Annotated in this window: 14 protein-coding genes; 6 read left to right on the plus strand and 8 right to left on the minus strand. The window is 61.9% G+C overall.

All coding sequences use genetic code 11. The features are described from left to right. Positions 1-104 precede the first annotated feature (104 nt). A complete protein-coding gene (locus K9857_RS30280; protein WP_007914492.1) occupies positions 105-233 on the plus strand; it encodes a PA1414 family protein in 129 nt (42 codons plus the stop codon). 238 nt (positions 234-471) lie between these two features. On the opposite strand, the gene K9857_RS12585 is transcribed toward K9857_RS30280, so the two are convergent. The 3 genes from K9857_RS12585 to speB form a co-directional block, all read right to left on the minus strand. Beyond that, positions 472-723: a phosphopantetheine-binding protein gene (locus K9857_RS12585; RefSeq protein ID WP_224536169.1), complete on the minus strand. Its 252-nt coding sequence runs from the start codon at positions 721-723 to the stop codon at positions 472-474. A gap of 191 nt (positions 724-914) precedes the next feature. Then, positions 915-2,294 (minus strand): sodium:solute symporter, encoded by a 1,380-nt coding sequence (locus K9857_RS12590; protein ID WP_224536170.1) that lies wholly within the window; start codon positions 2,292-2,294, stop codon positions 915-917. A gap of 273 nt (positions 2,295-2,567) precedes the next feature. Further along, positions 2,568-3,518 (minus strand): agmatinase, encoded by a 951-nt coding sequence (gene speB / locus K9857_RS12595; protein WP_224536172.1) that lies wholly within the window; start codon positions 3,516-3,518, stop codon positions 2,568-2,570. A 385-nt stretch (positions 3,519-3,903) separates the two neighbouring features. Between speB and K9857_RS12600 the strand changes: the two genes are divergently transcribed. Together K9857_RS12600 and K9857_RS12605 are read left to right on the plus strand one after the other, a co-directional pair. Next, positions 3,904-4,800 (plus strand): LysR family transcriptional regulator, encoded by an 897-nt coding sequence (locus tag K9857_RS12600; RefSeq protein ID WP_224536173.1) that lies wholly within the window; start codon positions 3,904-3,906, stop codon positions 4,798-4,800. Positions 4,801-4,810: 10 nt separating this feature from the next. Then, positions 4,811-5,407: a tRNA-uridine aminocarboxypropyltransferase gene (locus K9857_RS12605; protein WP_224536175.1), complete on the plus strand. Its 597-nt coding sequence runs from the start codon at positions 4,811-4,813 to the stop codon at positions 5,405-5,407. A 145-nt stretch (positions 5,408-5,552) separates the two neighbouring features. On the opposite strand, the gene K9857_RS12610 is transcribed toward K9857_RS12605, so the two are convergent. The 3 genes from K9857_RS12610 to K9857_RS12620 form a co-directional block, all read right to left on the minus strand. Continuing rightward, positions 5,553-6,920: an HlyD family type I secretion periplasmic adaptor subunit gene (locus tag K9857_RS12610; RefSeq protein WP_224536176.1), complete on the minus strand. Its 1,368-nt coding sequence runs from the start codon at positions 6,918-6,920 to the stop codon at positions 5,553-5,555. A 9-nt stretch (positions 6,921-6,929) separates the two neighbouring features. Further along, the gene (locus tag K9857_RS12615; protein ID WP_224536178.1) at positions 6,930-9,089 is read right to left on the minus strand and encodes a type I secretion system permease/ATPase; all 2,160 of its coding nucleotides are present in this window, start codon (positions 9,087-9,089) and stop codon (positions 6,930-6,932) included. A 99-nt stretch (positions 9,090-9,188) separates the two neighbouring features. Beyond that, the gene (locus K9857_RS12620) at positions 9,189-10,547 is read right to left on the minus strand and encodes a TolC family outer membrane protein (RefSeq protein ID WP_224536180.1); all 1,359 of its coding nucleotides are present in this window, start codon (positions 10,545-10,547) and stop codon (positions 9,189-9,191) included. 592 nt (positions 10,548-11,139) lie between these two features. Here K9857_RS12620 and K9857_RS12625 point away from each other — a divergent pair. From K9857_RS12625 to K9857_RS12635, 3 genes are all read left to right on the plus strand, one after another. Continuing rightward, positions 11,140-19,800 (plus strand): retention module-containing protein, encoded by an 8,661-nt coding sequence (locus K9857_RS12625; RefSeq protein WP_224536182.1) that lies wholly within the window; start codon positions 11,140-11,142, stop codon positions 19,798-19,800. Between the two features lie 209 nt (positions 19,801-20,009). Continuing rightward, the gene (locus K9857_RS12630) at positions 20,010-20,975 is read left to right on the plus strand and encodes a LysR family transcriptional regulator (protein ID WP_224536184.1); all 966 of its coding nucleotides are present in this window, start codon (positions 20,010-20,012) and stop codon (positions 20,973-20,975) included. Between the two features lie 96 nt (positions 20,976-21,071). Beyond that, the gene (locus tag K9857_RS12635) at positions 21,072-21,710 is read left to right on the plus strand and encodes an HD domain-containing protein (protein ID WP_224536186.1); all 639 of its coding nucleotides are present in this window, start codon (positions 21,072-21,074) and stop codon (positions 21,708-21,710) included. 97 nt (positions 21,711-21,807) lie between these two features. Here the strand turns inward: K9857_RS12635 and lapD are convergent, their stop codons facing one another. Together lapD and lapG are read right to left on the minus strand one after the other, a co-directional pair. After that, positions 21,808-23,748 carry a cyclic di-GMP receptor LapD gene (gene lapD, locus K9857_RS12640; protein ID WP_224536188.1) on the minus strand — a complete coding sequence of 647 codons (1,941 nt, stop codon included), beginning with the start codon at positions 23,746-23,748 and terminating at the stop codon, positions 21,808-21,810. Positions 23,749-23,770: 22 nt separating this feature from the next. Beyond that, complete coding sequence (gene lapG, locus K9857_RS12645) at positions 23,771-24,478, minus strand: cysteine protease LapG (RefSeq protein WP_224536189.1); 708 nt, start codon at positions 24,476-24,478, stop codon at positions 23,771-23,773. Positions 24,479-24,996 lie beyond the last annotated feature (518 nt).

The following is a 24,996-nucleotide window of genomic DNA, read 5'->3' on the forward strand; positions in this document are numbered from 1 at the left end:
AGATCATTGCCACTTTGGGCGAGCATTGCTCTGGACTTCGGACTATTATCAGTTCGAAGCGATCAAGAATTTGGGTCGCTCGGCATTACCCTGAAGGGGGCAACATGAAAGAGAAAATTCAAAACTGGCTGCATGACCTGGGTGTCGCGCTCGGTTTGATCGAACCGCCTCTGCAACCTGTGCCGATTCGCACCGATGACGAACAGCGTCGACGTCAGCAGCGCCGCCGGTAACGTCGCCTCTTGAGGGCGATGCCTGTGGCAATGGGCTGCCTGTGGCGAGGGGGCTTGCCCCCGCTCGGCTGCGAAGCAGTCGTAAAATCGCCTGATGCTTTCTAACTGATACACCCGGATTGAATGGTCTTGGGGCTGCTTCGCAGCCCAACGGGGCGGTGCGACGTTTCGACAAGCCCCCTCGCCACAAAAGCCCGCTCCCCGCGATGACTTGATGACTTGATGACAAGTCAGTCACTCAATGCCGCCCAATCTCCATCAAAAACCGACTCAAGTCATTCGCCGTCCTGGCCGTCTTGAGCATCTGGTCTTCCTCGGCGGTGAACGCCGTCAAACCGAACTCATCCTCCAGATGGAAGATCAGTTCTTCGATGTCCGTCTTGTCCAATCCCAACTGCGCCAGGCTGGCGTTGTCGTCGAAGTCTTCCTGATTCTCCAGCAGGCGGCTGATGAAGCGGTGCACGGCGGCGCGGACGGCGGCTTTTTTCATGATGGTTCTTCGGGTGCGTCGGGTTTTATCGTCCCTGCGAGTTCCTGAAGGGTTCCTGAAGATGAGTACAGCAGGCTTCAGCGGGGTGAGCGCTGCCGCTCGTCAATCGAGGTTTTCTCCGGGCGAAAAAAAACGGGTGTGGCGACCGACGCCACACCCGTCGAAGAAAGCATCAAATTGTCATGTTCGGCTTAGATGGCGCTCGCCACCGGCGCAGGGCGGCGGGACATCAGGCTCACCACGACAAAGCTCACCAGACCTACCGCCAGGCTGTAGTAGATCGGAGTGTTGGCATCCAGACCGTCCTTGACCATGAACAGCAGGGCAGTGGCAAAGCCCAGGCCCATGCTGGCGATGGCGCCGGCGGTGGTCGCGCGTTTCCAGAAAATCGCACCGATCAGCGGGATCAACATACCGCCCACCAGCAGGTTGTAAGCCAGGGTCAGGGCGCTGATCACGTCGTTCACTACCAGGGCGATACCCAGAACCACGAGACCGGTCAGCAGGGTCACCAGGCGGTTCATGCTCAGGCTCGACTGCTTGCCGCCACGCAGTTTCGGCAGCAGGTCTTCACTCAGGGTGGTTGCAGCGGCCAGCAGGCCGGCGCTGGCGGTGGACATCATGGCAGCCAGTGCGGCAGCGATCACCAGGCCACGGATACCGTCCGGCAGGGACAGTTTCACGATCGCGGCGAAGGCGTTGTTGACGTTGTCCAGATCCGGGATCAGTACGTGAGCGGCCATGCCGATCAAAGCACAGGCCAGACCGTAGATGATGCAGTAGACACCGGCAGCGGTACCGGCGTATTGCGCGACTTTGGCGGTCTTGACGGTGAACACCCGTTGCCAGATGTCCTGACCGATCAGGATGCCGAAGAAGTAGATCACGAAGTAGGTGATGATGGTGTCCCAACCGATGGTGGTGAAGCTGAAGCTCGCCGCCGGCAGTTTGGTGACCAGCTCATCCCAGCCGCCCACGCGGTACATGCAGATCGGCAACAGGATGAACATCAGGCCCACGGTCTTGATGATGAACTGGACGATGTCGGTCAGGGTCAGTGACCACATGCCGCCGATGGCCGAGTAGATCACCACCACACCACCGCCGACAAGTACCGACAACCAGAACGGCAGGCTGAACAGCACTTGCAGCACGGTGCCGATTGCCAGGATCGAGACCACGCCGATCATCAGGGCGTAGGCCAGCATGATCACCGCGCTCGCGGAACGGGCCATCGGGTTGTAGCGTTTTTCCAGCACCTGGGTAACGGTGTAGATCTTCAGTTTCAGCAGCGGCTTGGCGAGGAACAGGTTCAGCGCCACGATCCCGCAACCCAGTGCGGCGCAGAGCCAGAAACCGGAGATGCCATGCACGTAGCCCAGGCGCACGGTGCCGACGGTGGACGCGCCACCCAGAACCGTTGCCGCCATGGTGCCCATGTACAGCGTCGGGCCCAGGTTACGACCGGCAACGAGAAACTCTTCGTTGGTCTTGGCCTTGCGCATGCCGTAGTAGCCGAGTATCAACATCGCGGCTGCGTAGATGAGTACGACGAATAAATCCAATGCCATGATGGCGGTCTCCGATTGTCTTTTTTATGTGAGGCAGGAAATCAATCTGTAGGAGCAAGGCTTGCCCGCGAACCGCTTTGCACAGTCTGCCAGGCATACCGCGTCATCCTTCTTCGCGGGCAAGCATCGCTTCTACGGGTCAGGCGATCTGTCGCATCGCCTGTGGAACTGGCGCATCCGGGTGCCAGGTATCACGCAATACCGGCAGGGTTCGAAAGCGCGGAAAGCGCAGCCGGGTTCACCGAGCCAGGCTGCGAAATCGTTGGCCGATCCTCAGCGGTGGACTACGCCAGGCAGTACGCAGAGCATTTCGTACAGCAGGTTGGCGGCCAGCAGCGAGGTGTTACCGGTGGTGTCGTAAGCGGGCGAGACTTCTACCAGATCGCAGCCGATCAGGTCGAGGCCTTGGCAGCCGCGAATGATCTCGATCGCCTGAATGGTGGTCAGGCCGCCGATTTCCGGGGTGCCGGTGCCAGGCGCCCAGGCCGGGTCGATGCCGTCGATGTCGAAGCTCAGGTACACCGGACCGCCGCCGACTTTCTCGCGAACTTCGGCCATCAGCGGATCCAGGGACTTGTGCCAGCACTCTTCGGCCTGGACCACGCGGAAGCCCTGGTTGCGGCTCCAGTTGAAGTCGTCAGCGGTGTAGCCCTGGGCGCGCAGACCGATTTGCACGACGCGGTCCGGGTCGATCAGGCCTTCTTCGACGGCGCGACGGAAGGTGGTGCCGTGGGCGATTTTCTCGCCGAACATGTGATCGTTCACATCGGCGTGGGCGTCGATGTGCACCAGGCCGACCTTGCCGTGCTTTTTATGGATGGCACGCAGGATCGGCAGGGTGATGGTGTGATCGCCGCCCAGGGTCATCGGGATCACATCGTGTTCCAGGATGTTGTCGTAGGCTTCTTCGATGATGCGTACGGCGTCGAGCAGGTTGAAGGTGTTGATCGCCACGTCGCCGATGTCGGCAACCGACAGCGAGTCGAACGGAGCAGCGCCGGTGGCCATGTTGTACGGGCGGATCATCACCGATTCGGTGCGGATGTCACGCGGCCCGAAACGGGTGCCAGGGCGCAGGGAGGTACCGATGTCCAGCGGCACGCCAACGAAGGCAGCGTCCAGACCGGCAGCAGTAGGAACATGGGGGAGTCGCAGCATGGTGGCGATGCCGCCGAAGCGCGGCATTTCGTTGCCGCCCAGTGGTTGGTGAAGAATCTTTTCCACGGGAAAGGCCTCATCGTCATTGTTTTATTTATGCAGTCGAGCCCGCTCACGGAGGCAGGCGCCGCTTTGGACCGATTCTGCGAAATGTAGTGGCCGGGAAGAATCGCTACGGGCAAATACTTAGTTCAGATTTTTCTAAACTAATGCTGAGGGCGGCGGTAGACTCCCTCCATTCGCAAACCGCACCTAAACCTGTGGCGAGGGGGCTCGCCCCCGTTGGACTGCGCAGCAGTCCCATCTTTTAGGGCCGCTTCGCAGCCCAACGGGGCGGTGCGACGTTTCGACAAGCCCCCTCGCCACAATGACCTTATCGGCTGTTCGACTTTTGACGGGCTGTCATTAGGGCAAGTCCTTCACCACAAGTAGCCCTATCCGGAGCCCTTGCATGGCCAACGCTTTACCCGACCTGAAACTATTGCGCATCTTCGTCAGCGTGGTGCGGCATCAGGGATTTGCCAATGCCCAGCAGGAGCTCAACCTCTCTACGTCGGCCATTAGCACCTACATGAGCCAGCTCGAATCGGCCCTGGGCCTGGTGCTGTGCCATCGCGGGCGGGGCGGTTTCAGCCTGACCAGCAAGGGCGAGTTGTTCCATCAGGAGACGCTGCGTCTTTTAGGTGAGCTGGAAGGATTCGAGCAGTACGCCGCCGCGCTCAAGGGCGAATTGCGCGGCACGCTGAACCTGGGGGTGATCGACTCGACGGTCAGCGACAAGGCCCTGCCGTTCGCCGAAGCCATCGGCGCCTACAGCCAGGAACACCCGGCGGTACACCTGCACTTGTCGGTGATGAGTCCCTACGAACTGCAACTGGGTGTCCAGGACAACCGCCTGGACTTGGCCATCGGCGCGTTTTCCACGCGGATGAGCGGTCTGGTGTACATGCCGCTGTACCGCGAACAGCACTGGCTGTATTGCAGCAACCGGCACCCGCTGTTCAATGAGCGGCGCATTCCCGAGCAGGTCATCACCCAACAGCGCATGGTCGGTCGCGGCTACTGGAGCCAGGCCGAGCTGGCGCGCCACGGCTTCAAGCACAGCGCGGCGACGGTGGAGAGTATGGAAGCGCAGCTGATTCTGGTGCTGTCCGGTGCCTATATCGGTTACTTGCCCGAGCACTATGCCCAGGCCTGGGCGGACAAGGGCGACTTGCGTGTGTTGCTGCCGGCGACCTTCGGTTATCAGGCACCGTTCTCGATGATCGTGCGCCGCGGTCGCAGCCGTGAGCCGCTGATCCAGACCTTCCGCGATCTGCTCAAAGCGCAGCTGAACCAGGCGACTTGAGGAAAGCACCATGTCCAGAATTCAATGTTCGCGCTGCCTGCGTCCGCAAAGCCACTGCCTCTGCCCGCTGATCCCCAGCCTCGACAGTCGTACCCGGGTGTTGCTGTTGCAGCATCCCAGTGAAGTGAATCATGCGCTGAATACGGCGCGGCTGGCGGCACTGGGTTTGACCAACGCCGAGTTGATCGTCGGCGAGGTGTTCGAAGATTTGCCCCGGTTGTTGAATCAGCCGGGATACCGTGCGCGGTTGCTGTTTCCCGGCGACGAGGCGCAGCCGATGCAGACTTATGTCGAATCAGATGAGCCATTGCTGCTGGTGGTCCCGGACGGCACCTGGCGCAAGGCGCGCAAGATGCTGCACCTCAATCCGTTGCTGGCGGCATTGCCCAGGGTGACCCTGGTCGAGGGCGGTGTGTCCCGCTATCGGTTGCGCAAGGCACCGGGGCCGGGGGCGTTGTCGACGATAGAGGCGATCGTGCAGGCGTTACAGGTGCTGGAAGCGCCGGCCTCGTTCGAGCCGTTGTTGAGGCCGTTCGAGGCGTTGATCGAGGGGCAGATTGCGGCGATGGGGGAGGAGACCTTTCAGCGTAATCATGGGCCGAAATAGGTGTTGCCTGTGCCGGCCTCTTCGCGGGCAAGCCCGCTCCCACAGGTTTCGTGTTGGTCGCAGAATTTGGGTTCGACACCGACACTGTGGGAGCGGGCTTGCCCGCGAAGAGGCCAGATGAATCAACACAAATCCAACGGCCTGACTACCTCTCCCGCATCGCCTCGGTACGGGCCTTCAGCACCGGCTTGAGCAGGTAATCCAGCACCGTTTTCTCCCCGGTAATAATGTCCACCGTCGCCACCATCCCGGGAATGATCAGCAGCGGTTTCGCATCCCCACCCAAATGATTCTTGTCGGTACGCACCTGAATCAAATAGAAGCTGTTGCCCTTGTCGTCAGTGATGGTATCCGCCCCAATCAGCTCCAGCTTCGCACTCAACCCCCCATAGATCGTGTAGTCATAGGCACTGAACTTGACCATTGCCTTCTGCCCCGGATGCAGGAACGCGACGTCCTGTGGCCGTACCTTGGCCTCGATCAACAGGTTGTCCTCGAACGGCACGATTTCCACCATGTCACTACCCGGCTGCACCACGCCGCCGATGGTGTTGACCTTGAGCAGCTTGATGATGCCCTTGACCGGCGAAACCACCGTGGTGCGGGTCACGCGGTCGTCGATGGCGATGCTCGATGCAGTGATTTTCGACAGGTCAGTGCGTTTCTCGTTCAGCTCCTTGGCCGCTTCCGAACGGAAAGTCTGTTCCGATTCGTCGATCTTGCTGCGGATCTCGGCAATCGCCGATTCCGCCCTCGGGATCGCCAGGTTGGTAGCGTTGAGCGAACCGCGGATTTCCACGGCGCTGCGCTTGAGCCGCAGGATCTCCACCGGCGAAACGGCGCCGGTCTTGACCAGTGGTTCGGACATGCCCATTTCCTGATTGACCAGCGCCAGGCTTGAACTGTACTGGCCAGCTTTCGAGCGGAACTCCGCAAGCTCCTGAGTTTTCTGCCGAAGCTGTTCGGTCAGGGTCCGTTGTTCGCTTGCCAGCCGACGTTGCCTCTGGTCGTACAGCGCACGCTCGTCTTCGGCCACTTGCGGCGCCTTGGCGATCACTTCATCCGACAGCTTCAGCGGCCGACCTTCGGCTTCCGCCGACAGCCGTTCGACCTGCGCGGTGAGGGCATAACGATCGGCCTCGCTTTCGCCTTTATTTGACAGGTACCGCGTGTCATCCAGGCGCAGCAGAGTGTCGCCCTTGTTCACCATTTGCCCTTCGCGCACGAAGATCTCGGTGACGATGCCGCCTTCAAGGTTCTGGATCACCTGTACCTTGCTCGACGGGATCGCCTTGCCTTCGCCCATGGTGACTTCCTGCAGCACCGCGAATTTGGCCCAGACCACCGCGCTGATCAACAACGCCGCCGCCAGCCACACGGTGATCCGCGACCAGCGCGGCGAATCCTCCAGCGAGGCCCCGGCGGTTTCCGGCATGAATTCGGCCTCGGCGCTTTTGCTAAAGCTGTCGAAGTAGCCGCGTCCCTTGGGGGTAATCGGTTCGGAAGCAGACATGGCCGACTCCTAGACTGCCGCAGAGCCGACACGGCCCTTGCGCAGTGCATCAATAACCGCTTCTTTCGGCCCGTCCGCGACGATCCGCCCGTTGTCCAGCACGATCAACCGATCCACCAGGCTGAGCATCGAAGTACGGTGGGTGACCAGCAGCACGGTTTTGCCCTGGACCAGGCCGTGGAGTTTTTGCCGCAGTACGTCTTCGCTGCTGTTGTCCATGGCGCTGGTGGGTTCGTCGAGCAGCATGATCGGCGGATCCAGCAACATGGCACGGGCCAGCAGCACAGCCTGGCGCTGGCCGCCGGAGAGCAGTTGTCCGCGCTCGCCCACAGGGCGGTCGAAGCCTTGCGGGTGCTGCCGGGCCAGTTCGGTAACGCCGGTCAGCTCCGCCACTTCGAGCATGCGCGAATCGCTGATGTAGCGCGCGCCGAGGGTCAGGTTGTCGCGCAGGCTGCCGGCCAGCAGCGGCAGGTCGTGGGCGACATAACCGATCTGATGGCGCAGGTCGGCGACGTCCACTTGCCGCAGGTCCAGGCCATCGAGCAGCAATTGGCCTTCCTCGGGTTCGAGGAAGCCCATGACCATGCGCGCCAGGGTGCTTTTGCCGGAGCCGCTGCGACCGATGATGCCGATCCGTTCACCGGGTTTGACGCTGAAACTGATGTTGGCCAGCGCCGCCGCGCTCTGGCCGTTGTAGCGGAAGGTCACGCCGACCACGTCCAGTGCGCCCTGCAGGTGGGTGCGCTCCAGCGGCCGCTGGCGGGCATCGCGCTCCTGGGGCAGGGCCATCAGGGCGTCGGTGCTTTTCATGGTCAGTTGCGCTTGCTGGTAACGGGTGATCAGCCCGGCGATCTGCCCCAGCGGTGCCAGGACCCGGCTGCCGAGCATGTAGGTCGCCACCAGGGCGCCGACGCTGAGGTTGCCGGCGATGATGCTGTAGACCCCGGCGACAATGGTCGCCATACCGGAAAACTGCTGGATGAACAGGGTGCCGTTGGTGGCGAACGCCGCCAGATTGCGTGCGTGGCTGTCCAGGCGGGTGAGGGCGCCGTGGGTGCTTTCCCATTTGTGCTGACGTTCGCTTTCGGCGCTGCAGGCCTTGAGGGTTTCCAGGCCGCCGAGGGTTTCGATCAGCAGGGCCTGACGTTCGGCGCCCAGGCTCAGGCTTTTTTGCACGGTGTCGCGCAGCCGCGCCTGAATCACCATGGCGAAAATGATCGTGATCGGAAACGCCAGGATCGGAATCACCACCAGCCAGCCACCGAGCAAGCCGATCACCAGCAGCATCAGCAGGGCGAAGGGCAGGTCGATCAGGCTGGTGAGGGTCACCGCCGTGAGAAATTCCCGCAGCCCCTGAAAGTCATGGATGCTCTGGGCGAAGCCGCCGATGGTCGCCGGTTTGGCTTTCATCGCCATGCCGGTGATGCGCTCGAACAAAGTCGCGGAAAGGATCACGTCGGTTTTCTTGCCGGCGGTGTCCAGCAGGTGCGCGCGCACCACTCGCAGCACCAGCTCGAATCCGGTGCCGATCAGCAGGCCGATGGTCAGCACCCACAGGGTCGACGTGGCCTGGTTCGGTACGACGCGATCGTAGGTCTGCATCACGAACAACGGCACCATCAACCCCAGCAGGTTGATCAGGAAGCTTGCCAGGATCGCATCGCTGTATAGCCATTTCGACAGCTTCAGGGTGTCGCGAAACCACGCCTGCACCCGTGGCACCAGCGGCGAGCGCAGATCTTCGAGTTCATGTCGCGGGCGGGCGAACAGGGCCTGGCCGCTGTAGTGTTCGGCGAGTTCTTCGGGGCTGATCCATTGTTCGCCGCCGTCGGCTTCGCTGGGCAGGATCAGCACCCGGCCGTCTTCGCCGATACGCCTGAGCACCGCGGTGCGGTCGTTGTTGAGCAACAGCAACACCGGCAGGTTGAGCGGGGAAATGTCCTTGAGTTCGCGGCGCAGCAGACGCGCCTGCAAGCCGGCGCGGGCCGCGGCGCGGGGCAGCAGGTCCAGGCTCATGCGTTGCTTGGCCATGGGCAGCCCGGCGCTGAGGCTGGCGCGGCTGACGGTTGCACCGTGGAGTTTGCAGAGGATCAACAGACCGTCCAGAAGCGGGTCATCGAAGCTCAGGCGCGGATCGACACCGGTGTTGCCGGGTTCCATGCTGGTCACATTGAACGCTCCGGTAAATGGCAGGACAGAAACAGATGAACAACGCACCACATCGTGTAGGAGCAGCCTTCGGCAGCTCCTACACGCGGACCGGGCTTTTTATTTGAGCTCAGGCAAACGAGCTTCGCTCTTCACCTCGGCCTGGGCAATCGCATCGGCAGGCAGCACCACCCGCTGCTTGCTCAGCAACTGGCCCATGTTCGCCAGTACACGGTACATCGAATATTCCTCGGTGTAGCGTACTTCGGTGTAGCGGCGGTTGGCGTTGTAGAGTTCGTTTTCGCTGTCCAGCAGGTCGAGCAGGGTCCGTTGGCCGAGGCCGAACTGGTCCTGGTAGGCCATGCGTACGCGTTTGCTGGTATCGGCGTATTCACGGGCGGTCGGCGTCTGTTTCTTGGCATTGACCATGGCGTTCCACGCCAGGTTGATGTTCTCGTTTAGCTGGCGCAGGGCATTGTTGCGGATGTCCATCGCCTGATTGATCTTGTGCGCGTCCGATTGCAGGCGCGCCTTGTCGCTGCCGCCGCGGAACAGGTTGTAGTTCATCACCACACCGACCCGCCATTCATTGTCATGGCCCTTGTCGCCCTGAATATTGTTGTTCGCGCCCACCGCAGCTTCGGCGTCGAAGCGTGGATAGAACGGCGACTTGGCCACTTCGTACTGGCTCTCGGCCGATTGCACGTCGGCCTGGGCGGATTTCAGATAAGGGTTGTTATCCACCATGCTCTGCTGGGCTTCATGCAAGCCTGCCGGCAGTTCTCCGCGAATCGAAGGCGGGGCTTCCAGTTCGTCGGGCAGGCGCCCGACCACAGCGGCGAAATTCGACTCGGCGTCAGCCAGGTCCACCTGGGCGGTATCGAGGTTGTTTTCCGCCAGGGCTCGACGAGCGGTGGACTGGTCGGCGTCGGCGTTACTGCCCACGCCGCGTTCGGTACGCAGACCGATCTGATCGTTGACCCGCAAGTGTGCCTGCAGGTTGTTCTGGGCCAGGGTCACCAGTTCGCGGCGCTTGAGGACTTCGAGATAGACCTCGATCGTGCGCAGGGCCAGGTCCTGTGCGGTGCCTTGAGCGTAATAGGCGCGGGAGTTGACCACGCCTTTGGTGCGCTCGACTTCGTTGGCAGTGTTGAAACCGTCGAACAGCATCTGCCGCAGCCGCAGTTCCGACTGGGTGTAATTGAGGATCGAGGTGTGGTGATTGCCGAACGCCCGGGTGTTGGTGTTATCGCTGTAGCCGCGCCCGTAGGCGGCATTCAAATCGACCGACGGATAAAAGCCGCCCTTGGCGACCTTCACGTCTTCATCAGCCGACAGACGGCTGTCTACCCGCGATGCCAGTTCCGGGTGGGTTGCAATAGTGCTCTGGATGGCTTCGGTCAGGTTCATGGCTTGAGCCTGATAGGTGCAGGCCATGGCCAGTAAAACTGCGGAACAGAGGGGGTTAAGGCGGCGCATGGTGCATCTCCCTGACGTCCTGATGGTGCTTTATCGTCGCCAATTTATTGACGACATTTATAGGAAAACCGTTTCACGGGTTTTACATCAGAGCTAAGAACATTCTGGAGAGAAGCTAAGAAGGTTTTCTCATAATGGTTATGCCGAAAAAAACTTATGCGCTCTGCAAAATCCAGCACATTGTTCAGTTGCGAAGCCCTTGTTTTATGAGCTCTAGGGCGCTCATCAGGGTTTTGCGAAAGTTCCAATCCACTTATCGACATGGAGCGGAGAAGTGCTGGAGGGGAGGGACGCGGAGCGGGTTGTTGTGACAATTTTTTGTCACTCCAGTGATTCACAACCGTTACGCATCGCTCGCAGGGCCGGTCATCCACGAAGAGAGGTCCGATGTCATTGATGGCAAAGGATTTTTCACCGGCGTAGATGACGCCCGTGAGCAGTACGCTGGGCGAGATTATCGCCAGGGAAGCGGCTTACGCAGGTAAACGCTGACCGGCAAACGCTCTGCCAGCCACCCGCCTTGTTCATCCACACGCATGTTCTCCGTCACAAAAAAAGGTGCCGACAGCGGTTGGCAGCGGAGGAAATGCACATGGCTACGCTCATCGGTATCGTCAGTAAGGTCATCGGTCAGGTGTTCGCGGTAGCGGCCGACGGCACTCGTCGCGCCCTGGTCGAAGGCGATCGATTGTTCGCCGGTGATCAGCTCAATACCGGAGCCGAAGGCGCCGTGGCGGTGCGCCTGCAAAATGGCCAGGAGCTGACCCTCGGCCGGGGCAGCAGCCTGCAGATGACCCCTCAGTTGCTGGCCCATGAGTCTCCGCACCTGAACACCAATGAATCGGTGACGCCCAGCGAGGCGCAACTGAGCGATGTCGAGCAACTGCAAAAAGCCATTGCCGCCGGTGACGACCCGACGCAGACCGCCGAAGCCACGGCGGCGGGGCCAGGCTCGACCGGACCTGCGGGCGGTGCGCTGGGGGGCGGCCACAGTTTCGTGATGCTGGAAGAGGTGGGCGGTCGGGTCGATCCGACCATCGGCTTTCCTACCGCCGGCTTCGGCGGCATTCCCGAGTTCCCTGAAGAACGCCACGACGCTGTGGTCAATACCGACGATGGCGGTACGGCACCGGTGATTGTGCCTCCACCACCTCCTCCGGTCGTGAACAACCCGGTCACTCTGGGTGGGTTGTCGGTCCAGGGCGGCGAACTGAACCTCAACGAAGCGAACCTGCCTGACGGTACGGCGAGCAACCCTGCGGCCCTGACCCAGAGCGGCACCTTCACCATCAACGCGCCCGACGGGTTGAACAGCCTGAGCATCGGCGGGATCAACGTCATCACCGGCGGTGTCGCCGCAGGCTTTCCGCAGTCGATCACCACGCCACTGGGAAGCACGCTGACCATCACCGGCTACAACCCGGCCACCGGCGTGGTGAGTTACAGCTACACCCTCAACGGCAGTGAAACCCATTCGAGCGGCGACGGCACCACTCTCAGCGAACACTTCACCGTGGTGGCGGGCGACAACAACGGCGATACGACCACCGGTTCGCTGGACGTCAATATCACCGATGACGTCCCCAAGGCGATCGACGACTTCAACGGCACGGCCTCGGAAACCCAGCTGACGTTGAACGGCAATGTATTGACCAACGATGAGCAGGGCGCCGACCGTGTTCCTGTGGGTGAGAACGCCGGTCCGATCACCCCCGGCACTTTTGTCGGCACCTACGGCACTTTGGTGCTCAATGCCAACGGCACCTACACCTATACCCTCAACACCAGCGACCCCGATTTCAAAGCGCTGCACGGCGGTGGCAACGGCACTGAAACCTTCACCTACACCCTCACCGATGCCGATGGCGACACCAGCACCGCCAACCTGGTGCTGAACATCCACAACAACGACGATGGCGTGACCATCAATGGTTTGAATGTCGAGGGTGGTGAGCTCAACGTTTACGAGAAAAACCTCAGCGATGGCAGCAGTCCCGACGCAGGTGCCCTGACCCAGAGCGGCACATTCACCATCACAGCGCCAGATGGCGTGGAAACCCTGACCATCGGCGGCATCAACGTGGTTGTCGGTGGCGTGAGCGCGGGCTTCCCGCAGTCGATCACTACACCGCTGGGCAGCACGCTGACCATTACCGGCTTCAATGCGGCGACCGGAGTGGTGAGTTACAGCTACACCCTGGTGGACAACGAAGCGCATCCGACGGCCAACGGCGCCAATACTCTGTCCGAGCAGTTTGCGGTCACGGTGGTGGACGATAACGGCACCACCGCCAACGGCAGCCTGGACGTGAACATCGTCGACGACCTGCCAAAAGGTGTGGATGACACCAATGCCGGGACGGCTTCCGAAACCCAGCTCAGCCTCAACGGCAACGTGCTGACCAACGACGTGCAGGGCGCTGACCGCGTGACGGTAGGCGAAAATTCCGGCCCGATCACTCCGGGCACCTTCGTCGGCACCTACGGCACTCTGGTGCTGAACGCCAACGGCACTTACACCTACACCCTGAACACCAGCGATGCCGACTTCAAAGCGCTGCACGGCGGTGGCAACGGCACTGAAACCTTCACCTACACCATCACCGATGCGGACGGCGACACCAGCACCGCCAACCTGGTGCTGAACATCCACAACAACGACGATGGCGTAACGCTCGACGGCCTGGACGTCTATGGCGGCGAGCTGACTGTCTACGAGAAAAACCTCAGCGACGGCACCAGTCCCAACGCACCGGCGCTCACCCAGAGCGGCACCTTCACCGTCACGGCGCTCGATGGCCTGCAAACCCTCACCGTGGGTGGCATTACCGTGGTCAGCGGCGGTGTGGCTGCCGGTTTCCCACAAACCATCACCACGCCATTGGGCAGCACCCTGACCATCACCGGCTACAACGCGACCACGGGTGTCGTCAGCTACAGCTATACCCTGGTGGACAACGAGGCGCATCCGACGGCGAACGGCGCCAATACACTCACCGAGAACCTCACGGTGGTGGCGACCGATACCGACGGCAGCACCGCCACCGGCCAGATCAACGTCAATATCGTCGACGATTTGCCGACTGCAAGGCCGGACGCCGACTCGGTGCAGGAAGGCGGCACCGTCAGCGGCAACGTGCTGGACAACGACATCGGTGGCGCCGACGGTCCCGCTGCCAGTGGCGCCGTGGTTGGCGTGCGTGCGGGTTCCGACACCTCGACCTCGGCCATCGGTGGTCTGAACAGCCAGATCAACGGCACCTACGGTTATCTGACCCTGGATGCCCAGGGCAATGCGGTTTACCACAGCAACCCGAACACCGTGAGCGGCCCCGGCGCCACCGACGTCTTCACCTACACCGTGCGCGACGCCGACGGCGACGAAAGCACGACCACCATCACCATCGACGTGTACAACAGCTGCCTGGCAGCCAGCAGCGACAACGATGTGACGGTCTACGAAAAAGCGCTGGACCTGAGCAAGGACGGCCAGGACCTGGCGGCGGGCACTGTCACCGGCAGCCAGCCGGGCAGTACCGCGGAAACGGCCAGCGGCACGCTGGTCGGCTCGGTGACCGGTGCCGTCGGTGCGATCACCTATGCGCTGGTTGGCAGCGCCAACGGCGCGTACGGGCAAATCCAGATCAACCCCAACGGCACCTACACCTACACGCTGACCACGCCACCGAGTACCACACCCCATGCCAATGACGGCCCCAACGTCATGCATGAAAGCTTCACCTATCAGGCGACCGATTCGCTGGGCAACATCGTTACCAGCACCATCGTGGTCAATATCGTCGACGACGTGCCCAAGGCGATGAATGACACCAATGCGGCCACCGCGTCCGAAACTCAGCTCACGCTCAATGGCAATGTGCTGACCAACGACGTGCAAGGCGCGGATGCCGTGGCTACCGGACCCAGCAGCGGCCCGATCACCCCCGGCACTTTCGTCGGTACCTACGGCACCCTGGTGCTGAACGCCAATGGCACCTACACCTACACCCTCAACACCAGCGACGCCGACTTCAAGGCGCTGCACGGCGGTGGCAGCGGCACCGAGACCTTCACCTACATCCTCACTGATGCCGACGGTGATACCAGCACCGCCAACCTGGTGCTGAACATCCACAACAACGACGACGGCATCAACATCGATGGCCTCAACGTCTACGGCGGCGAACTGACGGTCTACGAGAAAAACCTCAGCGACGGCAGCAGCCCTGATGCCGGAGCACTGACCAAGAGCGGCACCTTCACCATCACTGCACCGGATGGCGTAGAAACCCTGAGCATCGGTGGCATCAACGTGGTGGTCGGCGGTGTGAGCGCAGGCTTCCCGCAATCCATCACCACCCCATTGGGCAGCACGCTGACCATCACCGGGTTCAACGCGGCAACCGGTGTCGTCAGTTACAGCTACACCCTGGTGGATAACGAAGCTCATCCAACGGCCAACGGCGCCAACACCCTGTCCGAGCAATTCACCGTCACCGTAGTCGACGACAACGGCACAACCGCCAACGGCAGCCTCGACGTGAACATCGTCGACGATCTGCCCAAGGCGATGAGCGACAGCAACGCGTCGACCGCTTCGGAATCCCTGCTCACTCTCAACGGCAACGTCCTGACCAACGACGTACAAGGCGCCGATCGCGTACCGACTGGCCCAAGCGCCGGCCCGATCACCCCCGGCACCTTCGTCGGCACCTACGGCACGTTGGTGCTCAATGCCAATGGCACTTACACCTACACCCTCAACACCAGCGACGCCGACTTCAAAGCCCTGCACGGCGGCGGCAATGGCACTGAAACCTTCGCCTACACAATCACCGATGCGGACGGCGATACCAGCACCGCAAACCTGGTGCTGAACATCCACAACAATGATGATCCGGTGATCGTCAGAGGCCTGGATGTGTGTGGCGGCGAACTGACCGTCTACGAGAAGAGCCTCAGCGATGGCAGCAACCCCAACACACCCGCGCTGACTCAAAGCGGCACCTTCACTGTGACCGCAGCGGATGGCCTGCAAACCCTGACAGTGGGCGGCATCAATGTGGTCACTGGCGGCGTGGCAGCCGGCTTCCCGCAATCGATCACCACACCGTTGGGCAGCACCCTGACCATCACCGGCTACAACGCGACCACGGGCGTGGTCAGCTACAGCTACACCCTGGTGGACAACGAGGCGCACCCGACCGCCAACGGCGCCAACAGCCTCACTGAAAACTTCAACGTGGTCGCGACCGACACCGACGGCGATTCGGCCAGCGGCCAGATCAACGTCAACATCGTCGACGACGTGCCCAAGGCGGTGAACGACAGCAATACGGCAACCGCTTCGGAAACCCAACTGACCCTGAACGGCAACGTGCTGACCAACGACGTGCAAGGCGCCGACCGCGTAACGACCGGCCCCAGCAGCGGACCCGTCACCGCGGGGACCTTCGTCGGCACCTACGGCACCCTGGTGCTCAATGCCAACGGCACTTACACCTACACCCTCAACCCCAACGATGCCGACTTCAAGGCCCTGCACGGCGGCGGTAGCGGTACCGAAAGTTTCACCTATACCCTCACCGATGCCGACGGCGACACCAGCAGCGCCAACCTGGTGCTGAAGGTCTACAACAACAACGACGGCGTCACGCTTAACGGTCTGGATGTGTATGGCGGCGAGATCACCGTCTACGAGAAAAACCTCAGCGACGGCACCAACCCCAATGCATCGGCGCTGACTCAGAGCGGCACCTTCACCGTCAACGCACCGGACGGCCTGCAAACCCTGACCGTGGGCGGCATCAACGTGGTCACCGGCGGTGTGGCGGCGGGCTTCCCGCAATCGATCGTGACGCCATTGGGCAGCACGCTGACCATCACCGGCTACAACGCGACCACGGGCGTGGTCAGCTACAGCTACACCCTGGTGGACAACGAAGCGCATCCAACCGCCAACGGCGCCAACAGCATCACCGAGAACTTCAACGTGGTGGCCACGGACGGCGATGGCAGCTCGGCCAGCGGGCAGATCAACGTCAACATCGTTGACGATTTGCCGACCGCCAAAGCCGACACCTCTTCGGTGGCGGAGGGCGGAACCGTCAACATCAGCGTACTGGGTAACGACATCAGCGGTGCCGATGGCCCGGCGACCGTGATCGGCGTGCGCGCTGGCGGCAATACCTCGACGTCGGCGGTCGGCGGCCTGGGCAACAATATCAATGGCACCTATGGCTACCTGACCCTCGATGCCGCGGGTAATGCGGTCTATCACAGCAACCCGAACTCGGTCAGCCCGGCGGGGGCTACCGATACTTTCACCTACACCGTGCGCGATGCCGACGGCGACGAAAGCACCACCACCATCACCATCAATGTGGCCGACAGCGGTATCAAGGCGGTCACCGACACCGATGTGACGGTCTACGAAAAAGCCCTCGACCTGACCAAGGACGGCCAGGACCTGGCACCTGGAACCGTGACCGGCAGCGACCCGGGCAGCTCCAGCGAAACCTCCAGCGGAACCCTGGTCGGTTCGGTGACCGGCGGCAGCGGTGCGATCAGCTACACCCTGGTCGGCAGCGCCACCGGCACCTACGGACAGATCCTGCTCAACCCCAACGGCACCTACACCTACACCCTGACTTCGGCGCCGAAAACCTCGCCGGGTGCCAACGATGGTGCCAATACCCTGAGCGAATCCTTCACCTACAAGGCCACCGATGCGCTGGGCAACAGCACCACCAGCACCATCGTGATCAACATTGTCGATGACGTGCCAAAGGCGGTGGCTTCGGAGCGCTCGGTGGCGGCGGTGGAGATCGACACCAACCTGCTGCTGGTGATCGACGTGTCCGGCAGTATGGCCGACCCTTCCGGCGTACAGGGTCTGACGCGGCTGCAACTGGCCAAACAGGCGATCAGCGCACTGCTCGACAAGTACGACGACCTGGGCGACGTCAAAGTGCAGATCGTCACCTTCAGCAGCAACGCCACCGACAAGACTTCGATCTGGGTGGACGTCGCGACCGCCAAGACGATCGTGGCCGGCCTGTCGGCGGGCGGCGGGACCAACTACGACGCGGCGGTGGCGATGGCGCAAACCGCGTTCAATACCAACGGCAAGCTGACGGGGGCGCAGAACGTCGGTTACTTCTTCTCCGACGGCAAGCCCAACGAAGGATCGATTGGCGGCGGGGATGAGACGGCCTGGAAAAACTTCCTGATCGACAAGCAGATCAATAACTACGCGATCGGCCTGGGCTCGGGTGTCGGCAGCAGCGACCTCAACCCGCTGGCCTATGACGGCACCGGTACGGGCACCAATACCAACGCGGTGATCGTCACCGACCTCAACCAACTCAACTCGGTACTGTCGGGTACTGTGGTGGGCGCGCCGGTCACCGGTTCGCTGCTGGGCGATGGCGCAACCTTCGGTGCCGATGGCGGTTTCATCAAATCCATCACGGTCGATGGCACCACCTACACCTACGATCCGAGAGCCAACAGCAACCAGGGGTCGTTGACCTTCAGCGGCGGCGCCAACCATGGCACCTTCAACACGGTCAACAACACCTTGAGCATCGCCACCGACAACAAGGGCACCCTGGTGGTGAACCTCGACACCGGCGAGTACAGCTACACCTCGCAGAAAGCCACGTCGGTGCTGATCACCGAAAACATCGGCTTCACCCTCAGCGACAACGACGGCGATCTCGCGAGTTCCACCCTGGTGGTCAAGGTCATTCCGAATGCGGCGCCGGTGGCGGGCGATGACCACATCATCACCAACGTGCTGTCCAGCAACGTGGCGGTGCCGGCGGATGTACTGCTGGCCAACGACAAGGATGCCGATGGCGATCCGATCAAGGCGTCGCCGACCACCTTCAACACTGGCTGGGTCAACAAGGCCGCTGACTTCACCGGCACCGGTGCAATCAACTTCTCGGGCATCGGCATAAAACCGTCCAATCAGGTGCTGGACAACGTGCGCGGATCTTTCGCCGCCAACACCGCCACCATGACGGCGGTGCTGGTGATCGGCGGTTATCTGGGGGTTGTGAACGCTGCCAACACCAACGATGAGGACAAGATCACCGTCAACCTCAAGCAAGGCGAAACCCTCAACCTGGACCACAATCTGGATCCCGGACACATCGCCATGGAGTACTCCATCAACGGTGGCGGCTGGATCGCCATTGCTGATGGCCAGACCATCACCGCGACGGCGGATGGTGTGTACCAGATCCATATCACTAATATCGTCAACACCTCTGGCACCAATACCAGCGCGGCTGAAAACTACCAGCTGACGATGACGCTCAACTACGCCGGCGCCCATGACGTCACCCCGGACTACCACGGCACCTACACCGCCAGCGACAACCATGGCGGCAGCGCCAACGGCAACGTGACCATCAGCTACCAGGACGGCCACACACTTACCGGGACCGACGGCAACGACACCTTAGTGGCGGGCGATGGCAACAACATCCTCAATGCCGGCGCTGGCAACGACATCCTCACCGCAGGCACCGGCAACAACGAGCTGCACGGCGGGGCGGGCAATGACCTGCTGTTCAGCGGCATCGGTAATGATCTGCTCGACGGCGGTACCGGCAACGATACCGCCAGCTACGCCCACGCCACGTCCGGGGTGACGGTGAACCTGGGCGTGACCACGGCGCAGAACACCCTCGGCGCCGGCACCGACATCCTGACGGGGATCGAGAACCTGGTGGGCTCCAACTTCAACGACAACCTGACCGGCGACAACAACAGCAACGTCATCACCGGTGGCTTGGGCAACGACGTGCTCAATGGCGGGGGAGGCGACGATTTCCTGATCGGCGGCCTGGGCAACAACACCCTGACCGGCGGCAGCGGCGCCGACACCTTCCAGTGGCTCAAGGGCAACAGCGGGCATGACGTGGTCACCGACTTCACGCCGGGCACCGACAAACTTGACCTGTCGCAACTGCTGCAAGGGGAGAACGGCACCGCGGCTTCGCTGGATGACTACCTGCACTTCACCGTCAGCGGCAGCGGCGCATCGGTGATGACCAGCATCGACGTCAGCGCCATGGCAGGCGCCGCCCCGAACCAGACCATCGACCTGGCCGGCGTCAACCTGGCCAGCCATTACGGGGTCACGCCAGGGGCGGGCGGGGTGGTGTCCGGGGCGGACACGGCGACCATCATCAACGGCATGCTCAATGATCATTCGTTGAAGGTGGATACTGTGTAACCGACGCTTTTCCTGTAGGAGCGAGCATGCTCGCGATGGACGTCAACGATAACGCGGGGTGCCTGATGCCCCGCGGTGTTCTTGCCACCATCGCGAGCATGCTCGCTCCTACAGGGGGATTCGTTTGAAGGTCGGGGAGGTGCAGAATTGGAGAGTCGAAATGCATTTGCTGCATGCGATTTCCCATTTTCGCTCCCGGTGCCCCTGCAATGAAAAATCTCGATCTGAACCTGCTTCGGGTGTTTGACGCGGTCATGCGCGAGCGCAATGTGCTGCGGGCAGGCGAGGTCATCAGCCTCAGCCCGTCGGCCGTCAGCCATGCACTTTCCCGCTTGCGTACCTTGCTCAAGGACGAGTTGTTCGTGCGCACCGCCACCGGTATGGAACCCACCGTGCGGGCACTGGAAATGGCGCCCATGGTGCGCGATGCCCTGGTCATGATCGAACGCGCCTTCGGCCATGAACAATTCGAGCCGGCCAACACCGATCGGCAATTCTGCATCGCCGCGACCGACTACCTCTCCTCGGTGGTGCTGCCCCACGTCCTGCGGGAAGTGTCGATTCAGGCGCCCCACGCAAGCGTCACCGTACTGCCCGCCTGCCGACCCGACCTGACCACGCAGATCGATGTCGGACGGGTCGACATTGCCCTCGGGTCGTTCGCCAGCGTGCCCCATCGACTGCGCGAACAGGTGCTGTTCGAAGCGCGAGATGTGTTGCTGGTCGCCCCGGATCATCCCCTTGCCGGCAGCGAAATCCGCCTCGAGGATCTCACTCGGTTGCGCCTGCTGGTGGTCTCCACCGGCACCACGGACGATGGCCTGCTGTCCGAGCGCGGGCTGTCGCGACGTGCGGAAATGTTCGAGCGGGCGGCGCTTAAGGCGGCGTTCAGTTCGATCGGCCGAACCCCGGACATCAAGGTGGTCCAACCGCATTTCCTGGCGATTCCCAGTCTGTTGGCCGGCACCGAGATGGCCGCGATCGTGCCGTTCACCCTCGCGAGGATTTTCCAACAGGCCGGCACGGCCGCGTTCTCGGAACTGCCCTGGGCGTCAGCGGCGCGTCCCGCGCATATGGTCTGGCATGAACGGCACAGCCATGACCCCGGGCACCAGTGGTTGCGCGAACTGCTGGCGAAGGCGGCGCGGCATGTGGCGCAGATGGATGCCGGTTAAATGCATGTCATGCATTTTCATTTGTTGAAACTTGCACTTCTTCCGTCGTGCTCGGCTCGGTAGCGTATTGAATGCCTATCGCGGAGACAGCTCATCATGGCCAACATCGATATCACCCTTCCTGACAGCCAACTGGCCCGCGAGGCGACGCAGCTGATTCGCGACACCGAAAGTCCGTTGCTGTTTGCCCACTCGGCCCGGGTCTACTGCTGGGGCGCGTTGATCGGTCGGCAGAAGGGCCTGAAGTTTGATCCGGAGCTGCTCTATGTCGCCTCGATGTTCCATGACATCGGCCTGACGTCGGCGTACCGCAACAGCCAGCTGCGCTTCGAGGTGGACGGCGCGAATGCCGCCCGTGATTTCCTGCGCAGTCACGGAATCGGCGAGGCGGAGGTGGACAAGGTCTGGAACGCCATCGCCCTGCACACCACACCGGGCATTCCCGAACACATGCACGGGGAAATCGCCCTGGTGCAGGCCGGCGCCGGGATGGACGTGGCGGGGCGCGGGTTCGAGCAGTTCAGCGACGAGCAACGCACATCGGTGATTGCTGCCTATCCTCGCGAACCCGATTTTGCTCACCAGATGATCGACACGTTTTACCAAGGAATGAAACATCGGCCGGGCAGCACCTTCGGCACCTTCAACGATGATTTTCTCGCCTATAAGGATCCGAAGTTTGAACGGACCAACCTGTGCAGCGTCATCCTGTGTTCGCATTGGGAACGGCACTGACGTGCCCTCGCGAATTGATCGTTCCCACGCGGAGCGTGGGAACGATCAGATCGCAGCCTTCGGCAGCTCCTACATAAGGGGATGTGCAGTGCCGTGGCTACATGGGTTCCGGCGGCCCGATCAACCTTCCCATCACCCCGAACACCCCCAGCTCCCGGATGACCTCCAGCTCGCCCTGGGTTTCGACCATTTCCGCGATCAGCGGCAAATCGATGCTGTTGGTCGCCCTGAAGATCGCCTCGATGAATAGCCGTTTATCCCGCTGCTCATCGATACGCCGGATATAGGCGCCATCGATTTTCAGGTAAGCCAGACCCAGTTGTGTGAGATTGCCGATCTGGCTGAAGCTGCCGCCGAAATGCTGCAGACCCAGGCGATAGTTGGTGTCGAGCAGGGCGTGGCTCAGGCGCTGCAATTCGTCGGGTGGCGGCAGTTGGCGTTCGTCGATTTCCAGGGTCAGCAACGGCGCCAGTTCCGGCAGTGAATCGAGCATGTCGAGGATCAACCGCAGCTGCGTCTGATCGCGCAAGGTGCTGCCAGACAGGCTCAGCGCCAACGGCCAGCGATTGACCGCCAGATAGTCGAGAGTCGCCTCGAGCATGGCCAGGTCGAAGCGGGCGGACCAGCCCAGGCGTTCGATCCACGGCAGGAACTGTCCGGCGGCAATCGCCTGGCCCTGGGGATCGAGCAGGCGGGCGAGGACCTTGTGATGCAGCACCTCACTGGTGTCGGCGCATTGCACCACGGGTTGAAAATACAGCTGCAGCCTGTCGTGGGTCAGGGCGTCGTCGATCCAGCTGCGCCAATCATGTGGGGCATGATGGGTTGCAGAGTCCTCATGACTCAGCTGTGCCCAGGGGCGTTCGGGCTGGAGCCGGGCCTGGGCCAGCGCCTGATCGAGGCGCATCAATACATCGCTGGCCAGTTCACCCGGACGAAAGACGACGATGCCCACGTGCGCTACGGGCAGGCAATCGCTGGCGCCGGTCTGGCGCAGGTTTTCCAGGGTGGCGCTCAGTTCCGCGGCCACGCGCGCCGCATCTTCGGCATTCAGCCCCGGCGTCAGCAGACTGAATTCGCCCCCGCGATTGCGCGCCGCCAGCCAGGTGCGGCGTTCCGGCAGCCCGGTCAGGCGCTTGAGCAGTTCGCCGACCGCACTGATCAGCGCATCGGTTCGCTGGCCGCCAAGGCGCTGGTTGAGCCCGGTCAGGTCGTTGAGCCGCAGCATCAACAGGTGACCGTCGCCATGGTGCTCGGCCACCAGCAGATGGTCGGCCAACTGTTCATCCAGCAAGCGTCGATTGGCGAGCCCGGTCAGGCTGTCCCGGTAGGACTCGTCGCGCAATTGCTCGCTGCGCGCCGCTTCTTCGCTGAACAGCGCCTTGAGCTTCTCGACCATCTGATTCATCGCCAGCACCACGCGTTTCAACTCCGGCGTGCGCGGCAGTTTCGGCAGGCTCAGGAACTCGCGCTTGCTGATGGCTTCGGCCTGTTTGACCAGGGTGTCGAGGGGACGAAGTTGCCGGCGCAGCAGCCAGCCCCCGAACACCGCGCTCAGCAGACCGCAGATCAACAGCCAGATCAGGCTACCCAGGGTGCTGTCCCAGAGTTTGGCCAGGGCGAATTGCGGGTTGCTCAGAACCTCGACCCGCGCTGCCTGTTCCCAGCCGCGCATGATCAGTGCATCACCGCCTTCATGGCGCAGGTTGACCAGGCGAATGAACCAGCCCGGCACGCCCTCGATCCGCTTCGACGCATTGCGCTCCACCAGTACACGCTGATCGCGGTTGTCGATGATGCGGATGCTGCTGAAGTAGCCACTGTCGAAAATCGAGCTGACCATCAATTCCATCATCGCCGGGTCATCGACCTGTGCGGTCAGCGATAGGCCCAGTGCGGTGGCCGCGTCCTGGGCATGGGAGCGCAACTGACCGAGGGTCTGCTCGCGTGAGCTTTCCAGGCTGACAAAAAAACTGCCGCTGAACGCCACTACCAGGAACAGGCAGATGGCGAGGAACAACTGATTGCGCAGTTTCATGACACGCTCCTTGCTCGGGCCTTCAGCCGTCGCCGACGGGGAAGCCTTCGGCCTGCATTTTTTTCAGTACGTCCTGCCAGCGCGACAGCTTTTTCGAGTCGCTGCTGCGTTTGCCGCCATTGGCACCCGGCAGGTACAGGCCTTCGGCGTTGAAGGCGTACACCGGCAGCAGATCCTTGCGTTGCGAGGCAGGAAGGATGTCGCTGATCAGGTTGTCCAGCACCAGCGGGTCGGCGGTGGGGCTGCTATAGAAGGTCAAGACCATGTGCGCCTGATTCTGGGTCAGTGCCTTGACGTAGGTGATGCGCAGTTTTTCGCTGGGAATCCCCAACTCGCGCAGGCTGAAATATTTCGCCAGGGCGTAGTCTTCGCAGTCGGCGGCGCCCTTGACCAAGGCCTCGACGGGGGTGGCCCAGTAGTCGGTCTGACGCCAGATCCGTGTGTCGTCCTGAAAGCTCAGTTGCTGATTGAAGAAGCGATTGACGGTATTCAACTGTTCGCGCTCGGGGGCATTGCGTTCGCCCTGCAGCATCTGGCTCCAGGCCTCTATCCGCCCTCGCGCCGGGCCGAGGTTGCCGTAGCGTTTTTCGGCGGTTTGCAGGATCTGTGCGAAATCCCAGTCGGCGCGGACCATGCCGAGCCCGGCCAGCAGAAATCCGGCAAGCAACAGCAATCCGCCGAACCGAAGCCGGGGCGCTGACCATCCTGGACTACGCGGACTACGGAGCATGTGTGTCTGCTCGGGGGGCGGATTGGTGAAGTCTAGGTGTTTTTTTGGATCTGGTTGATGTCTGGTTTGGGGACATATCCGTTTCTGCGGTAACGGCTACTTATGGTTCCGCCCTTACGGCGGGTCACTTTCGAAGAGCGCGAAAGTAACCAAAGCGCTGGTGCCCCTGACGTTCGGTGCCTCGCTGTGGCTCGGCATGCCCTCGTTCCGGTCCTGCTCCGTGGGCCCGCCGCCATCGGCCATCCATGGCCGGGGGCGGCTACCGCGGCATCCCTGCCGCGGTGCCCACTCCGCAGAACCTCCACTCGGCCTCACGAGGGGGCGAATATCGCGTGCATCTGTAGGAGCGAGCATGCTCGCGATGGTGGTTAACGATGACGCTGGCTGTCTGATACCCCGCGGTGGTCTCTCGTTCATCGCGAGCAAGCTCGGCTCCTACAGTGATCGCGTCGTTCACCAATTTTTGCAGTCGACATACAACCTGTGGGAGCGGGCTTGCTCGCGAAGAGGCCGTGTCA

The organism is Pseudomonas sp. REP124 (assembly GCF_020164475.1).
GTDB lineage: Bacteria > Pseudomonadota > Gammaproteobacteria > Pseudomonadales > Pseudomonadaceae > Aquipseudomonas.